This is a genomic window from Chitinophaga sp. W3I9 (genome assembly GCF_050434025.1).
Lineage (GTDB): Bacteria > Bacteroidota > Bacteroidia > Chitinophagales > Chitinophagaceae > Chitinophaga.
This window is the reverse complement of the sequence record NZ_JBNPWC010000001.1, coordinates 1,000,982-1,007,487: the sequence shown is the minus strand read 5'-3', so window position 1 is coordinate 1,007,487 and position 6,506 is coordinate 1,000,982. Positions and strand designations below refer to the sequence as shown.

General features: G+C 45.0%; 4 protein-coding genes. All 4 read left to right on the top strand.

Annotation, left to right across the window (positions count from 1 at the left end; all coding sequences use genetic code 11):
- Nucleotides 1-413: 413 nt before the first annotated feature.
- Entirely contained in the window at nt 414-3,017 is a 2,604-nt protein-coding gene (locus tag QFZ51_RS04455; RefSeq protein ID WP_429043594.1) for a hypothetical protein, read from the top strand.
- A gap of 33 nt (nt 3,018-3,050) precedes the next feature.
- Nucleotides 3,051-3,959: a transglutaminase domain-containing protein gene (locus QFZ51_RS04450; protein WP_429043591.1), complete on the top strand. Its 909-nt coding sequence runs from the start codon at nt 3,051-3,053 to the stop codon at nt 3,957-3,959.
- 16 nt (nt 3,960-3,975) lie between these two features.
- Entirely contained in the window at nt 3,976-5,826 is a 1,851-nt protein-coding gene (locus QFZ51_RS04445) for a chloride channel protein (protein ID WP_429043589.1), read from the top strand.
- A gap of 73 nt (nt 5,827-5,899) precedes the next feature.
- Entirely contained in the window at nt 5,900-6,505 is a 606-nt protein-coding gene (locus tag QFZ51_RS04440; RefSeq protein ID WP_429043586.1) for an NAD(P)H-dependent oxidoreductase, read from the top strand.
- Nucleotide 6,506 lies beyond the last annotated feature (1 nt).

Below are 6,506 nucleotides of genomic sequence, written 5' to 3'. Positions count from 1 at the left end.
CAATTCAGTTTGTTCAATCTTCGTTTTTACTGTTCATTTTGTTCATTCGGAAGGTAGGAGTTGGAGAAAAACAGGCAGGAAAATAAGGGACCATTGCATTTAAAACAGGAAAAAGAAAAATTTCGGGGCTGGCTAATAAAGTTATTTGTCCGTTTTCATTACAGTCAAAGTACTGGAAAATAATATATAATATATACTCATATAGAAACATTATGCTGTACGTCATCATATTTATATATGATATCCAGATGACAACTAATAATAAAATTAGTTTTATTATTTATTTTCATATATATAATTCAATTTAATATTTTCTGTTCATTTTGTTCATTCGGTCTTCCGAAAATCTAAACGCAAATACGATACGTAATTAAACAGGTACCGACAATTCGAAAATCCATTTATTGTCCCCTATGATTGATCTATCCTATGACTTTATCATTACCCTGCAGAATGAAGTTCTCCGCAGGTTCGGTGTTGAAGTCATGTTGCCAGGAGATTGCAAACATCTCTCTCAGTCCATATTGGATAACACCACGAAACTGGTAAGCGAAACTACGCTTAAAAGGGTGTTCGGATTTGCTGTTGCTCAACACAGCTTCTCCAGATATACCCTGAATACCCTTTCGCAATATTGCCAATATAAAGACTGGGAAGATTTTCAGCAACATCACTACCGGAAGATGAACACCGCTTCCACTGCCACCAATGCGGCTACTTCGGCCGTAGCATTGGATAATGGAAAATGGTCTGACCTGAAAAACAAGGCAGACGCAGTTTCCCATTACACGATGCTAACCCTCAAAAACCGCTCTGGCATTGCTTTTCCGTATACCGTTCACCGGCCCTTCTGTAATGCCCACATCGAAAAATTCCTGGAAAGCGACTACGCCGCTACCGCGTTAATAGCGCCATCAGGATGGGGTAAGTCGCTGGCATTGGTACACCTCGCAGAACATTGCTGGTTTGGCAAAGAAGCCCGTTATAAACAGGACGTTTGCTGGTTCATCCATGCTCATGCGGCCGGCAGCCTCCTGCTGAAAGGATTCTCCCTTTCCTCCTGGCTCGATAACCAGATGAACCTCGGTAATGGTGAAAACTTCCGCGAATACTTTTCCAGCCACTTCGATAAAAAAGGCGGACGCCTTATATTAATAATAGACGGCTTCGATGAAATCGCCGTAGCCGGCGAGAAACTCCGCCTGCTATATTCCAAGCTGGAAGACTTTGTGTATTCCAACGACTTATACCCCTGGGTGAAAGTGATCCTTTCCATCCGGAGCAGTACCTGGGCCGAAATATTCCAGCACTCCCAGCAATACCCCGCCTTCCGGCGCTATTGGTACCTGGGCGCTGAAATGGATGAGGAAACCAATATCAATATGCCCCGGCTTACGGAACAGGAAGTGAAGTCTATTCTTTATAACCACCAGTTTGATCCCGCTACCGTACGGCTGTTTTCTGAAAACTTCCTGCAAAAACTGCGTTATCCTTATTACCTGCAACTATTTTGTCAGCTCAACAGCGGCCCGGATCAAACCTTTGTAGATGAACACCTTAGCCTGTTCGAAATTGTATCGCGCTTTATTCAGAACCGCGTGTTCAATTCGCAAAGCAATTCTTTCAAAATAAAAATCATTGAAAAATTACTCACCCTGCTCGACCTCGGCAGAACAGGGATCTACGCAGATAAAAATTTGCTGCTCACCCAGAATGCCGATCTGTTCCCTGCCTACAAAGAACTACTGGCCGATAATATATTGGTGGAAGAAAACCTGAGCCAGGAAATTATGTTCAATGTGAAGGTGCGCTTTGCCCATACCATGTTGCTCGAATATTTTGTGGCCATGCACTACCTGAAAGAAAACGGCCAGGAAATAAACGAGCCCCTGCTAATGGCAATACTCGAACACCTGCCACAGTCGCCTTACCGCATCGGCGTATTCAGATGGCTGCTCCGCTACGCTATCAACCATGCGCAGATCGATGGCATCATCAAAATGTTGCATTTACCATTATCCAACATAGAAAAATCCCACCTGCTGGAATACCTCGTATTACACTACCAGCATGATGGCAACAACCAGGGTGAACTCAAATCCATCTTCCCCGCGGGCTTCTTCAAGAAGAACCCTATTGGCCCTTTTATCAGTGACGAATTTATTCATTTCAGGAAACGCAAAGTACTTAACGCTTTGCTGGGACTTGCCGAAGCCCGGGAAGACAAGCTCAAAATCAGGAGCAAATTATTTACAATGGCCCTGCTGCAACTCGATGCAGAACAGTGCGAAATAGAACTCAATAATATTAAGAAAATCTACGCAGCCGATGAATTTGAAGATGAGCTTTGGGTAACACCTTATGAAATCCAGCTCTTCATCTATGAATTCCTCAAATTTGGTATTATAAACGAAGATATCCGGGAGAAGATCTATAACTATTTCCGCTACTGGACCGGCACCAGCGGTGGTAAGAAACCTATCAGTGAACCCCAGGAAATCGTATTCCGTAATATGGGGATCGTGTTCACCCTGCTGGGAGACAACGAACACCTCCTCAGCTTTACTACCCGGATTTTTGAAACATATCCTTCTTTACAACACCGTAAAACAGATTCACTACGCCTCATGTTACTCTGCTGGCAGGCGCAAGCCTACCTCGGCCTGGGCCAAACAGCTTCCGCTGCGCGGATCTGCCGGCACACCGACCAGGTGATCAAGAAATATTCTGCCGATTATTTCGGCGGAAAATACCTGGAGTCTGTGCAGAAATTATTATACGCGGGCGTATATTTTAATGAACACGAATTCAATAAAGCTATCCGCACTGCAGAAACAGCTGTAGAGAACGCGCAAAAACTGGATTTCAAAGTATTGGCGCTGATGAATTTCGGATTGCTGAATAAAATCTATCAGCAGCTGCAAATGGATAAACAGAAAAATGATACGGTTCAGCAAATAGAACTCATCCGGAAAAGTACTTCCTTTAAACAGGCCGTTTCAAACTTTGCGAGGTGATTATGGCATAATTTTGCTTTATTGCGTAGCATAATGGCCATAGACGAAAGCAAATATACCGTAGCACAGAATATATTGTTCAACACATTGAGTTTGTTGACCTTATTATTGCTGGCACCCTATATCAACAGCTTTACACCTCCCATCGTAGCGAACGGCTGGCACATCGACCTATTATTGGCCGTGGTAGCGAGTTTCATAGTTGTTTATTTGCTCCGCTGGGTGTTCAGGCCACTGATTATTCCCATCTTTTTACTGGTATGCAGTGTAATGGTCATTAATAAAGTTACTGACCGCTATACCTTTTATAATGTACTCAACGACTATAAAGGTATGGTACAGGGCAACCTTAACACCAAAGGCAGCAAACAACTGGATATCCTCAGTCTTTATCCGAGAAGAGTAGAAAGCTACCGCGATAAAACCGTACGCGGCATGCGGGAAAAAATTAATTTCCAGGACTCGGTGGTCCGCAACTTCTCCGTAAAACACTCCCTCGATTACTACGACGAATATTTTTATAAATACGGGAAAATAACCCGGTTCCTTTCCCTGTTCCGTTATATCAACGGCCAGTTTAAATATGTGCTGGATTCCCGGCGCGACGAATACTTCGCCACTGCACAGGAAACCATACAAAATGGTTTGGGGGGCGACTGCGACGACCACTCCATCCTCATGACGTCCTGCCTGCAATCGATCGGGGCAAGATGCCGTATTGTACTGGTGAAAGGCCATGCCTACCCGGAGCTATATTGCGGTGATAAACAAGAGTTTGAAATCATGAAGCAGGCCATCATCACACTTTTTCCGAAGCCAGCCGTGAAAGAAATATACTATCACGAACTGAAAGGGGAGTACTGGATTAACCTGGATTACACGGCCCGTCGCCCTGGCGGTCCTTATATGAATGATAAAGTTTATGCACTGATTGAGCTTTGATCCTTAAATTTGCCGCATGAGTCAATTTAACCGCCTGCGGAAATACCATAGCTTTTTTCGATTCAAAAAGGATTTTGAACAATACAGTTTAAAGAGTGCCAAAAGCTATGAGCTCATATTACATTGGTTACACAGCAAAATGAGCCGCAGCCAGTTCTTGCTGCTTTCAGGTATACTGGTAGGCTGTTCGGCAGGGTTAGCAGGCGTTGTCTTAAAAAGCCTCGTCCATTACATTCATTATGTAATCACCTATAAAGTACATTTCAGCACACAGGTTATTTTTTATGTGGTGTTTCCCTTCCTGGGAATTGTGCTCACTACCCTCATGGTCATCTGGTTTTTCAAGGGGCAATCGAGGAAAGGGATTCCCGCAATCCTGCACGAAATAGCCCGGAACTCCAGCCTGATCCCACCCGTAAAAATGTATTCACAAATATTACAGAGTGCTATCACTGTGGGGCTTGGCGGCTCAGCCGGATTGGAAAGTCCCATTGCAGTTACCGGTGCAGCACTGGGCTCCAATTATGCGCGTACCTATAAACTTGGCTATAAAGAACGTACGCTGTTACTGGCGGCCGGCGCTACCGCCGGGATAGCGGCGGCATTCAATGCACCGATTGCCGGGATGATGTTTGCTTTTGAAATATTACTCACGGGCGTGGTGTTTTCTGATTTCATGCCGCTGATTGTGGCAGCCGTTTGCGGCAGCTTGCTCTCTAAAATTATTTTACAGGAAGAAGCGCTGTTTCATTTCGAGTCGAGGGTTGCCTTTAACTATCATAACGTACCTTATTACATAGCCCTGGGCATACTCAGCGGATTTTATGCAAGATATTACGTGGTCATCTCACAAAAAATAGAACATTTTTTCCACTCGCTAAACTGGACAGCGATACAACGCGCCCTCCTGGGCGGTGTGCTGGTATCTGCCCTCTGCGTGGCGCTGCCTCCTTTATTCGGTGAAGGCTACTCCAGCGTGAAATCGCTGGCGGCCGGCAATGGCGAGGCCATTCTTCAAAATAGTTTCTTCCGGTATCTTCCCCTGCAAAGCTGGATGATAGTGGTGTTTACCGGCTGCGTGTGCCTGCTGAAAGCATTGGCCGCCTCCGTCACCATACAAAGCGGTGGTAACGGCGGGAACTTCGCACCATCACTGTTTGCCGGCGGATTCCTGGGATTCTTTTACGCCATGGTTTGTCAGCAGATGGGATTCACCGATATTCCGGTTACCAACCTCGTGATTGTTGGTATGGCCGGCGTAATGGCCGGTGTAATGTATGCCCCGCTAACGGCCATCTTCCTGATTGCCGAATCCAGCTCCGGGTACGATCTTTTTATTCCGCTGATGATTGTTTCTACCATCTCTTTCCTGATGGCAAAATGGTTTTCACCTATCTCCCCGGAAATTAAAGAACTGGCCAAAGATGGCAAAGTATTTACGCATGCCCATGATAAAAACATCCTGCTACTCCTGAAAATGGAGGACCTTCTTGAAAAAGATGTACAAACAATTTCTATTGACGCCACCCTGCGGGATATTATAGAACTGGTGAAAGAAGGCAGCCGGAATATTATTGCGGTAGTGAACCACGAACAACTGTTTGAAGGCGTTATTACGCTGGATGAAATCAGGCCGATTATGTTTAATCCTGAACTGTACGATACCGTTACCGTAAAGAAGCTGATGCACGCCCCGCCGGCGGTGGTTAATTTAAAAGATAACATTAACGTAGTGATCAAAAAATTTGATACGGCCCAGGCCTGGAACCTGCCGGTAATACAGGATCAACAACTGGTGGGCTTTATCTCCAAATCCAGTATCCTCAATAAGTACCGGCTGCTTTTACAGGAGTATTCGGAAGGTTGATACGGAATTCGTTATCACAGAAGGACTATGTTTGAAACAAAATACCTAAATTCCTTTATACGAAAATCCAATAATGGCGAGAGTTCTGATAAATTTTGCACATCCCGCCCTGGAAAAATCCAGGGTACATTCCCAGTTGCTGCGGGTGGTTAAAAATATCCCGGGGATTACTTTCAACGACCTGTATGAACAATACCCTGATCTGGATGTGGATGTAGCCCGTGAGCAAAAGTTGCTGGAGCAGCATGATATTATTTTTATGCAACATCCTTTTTACTGGTACAGTGCACCAGCTATTGTAAAGCAGTGGATCGACCTGGTGCTGGAGCACGGCTGGGCATATGGACATACCGGCAAAGCCTTACAGGGAAAGTATTTCAGCAATATTATCACAGCAGGGGGCGCCGAACATTCCTATCAACCGGATGGTCACCACGGACATACCGTGCATGAATTCCTGCTGCCTTTTATACAAACCGCCAAATTATGCAATATGCATTATGCGGCTCCTTTTGTGATATATGGCGTTCACCGGCAGGATATTTCAGATATCCAGGAAGATACGGCCCAGTTGAAACAGGTGCTGGAACGTCTCCGCGACGATAAGTTTGATCTTTCACCTTTGCCTGGCCTGGAAAATCTCCGTCAAATACTTCAACTACCCGCTCAAACCAGATAAT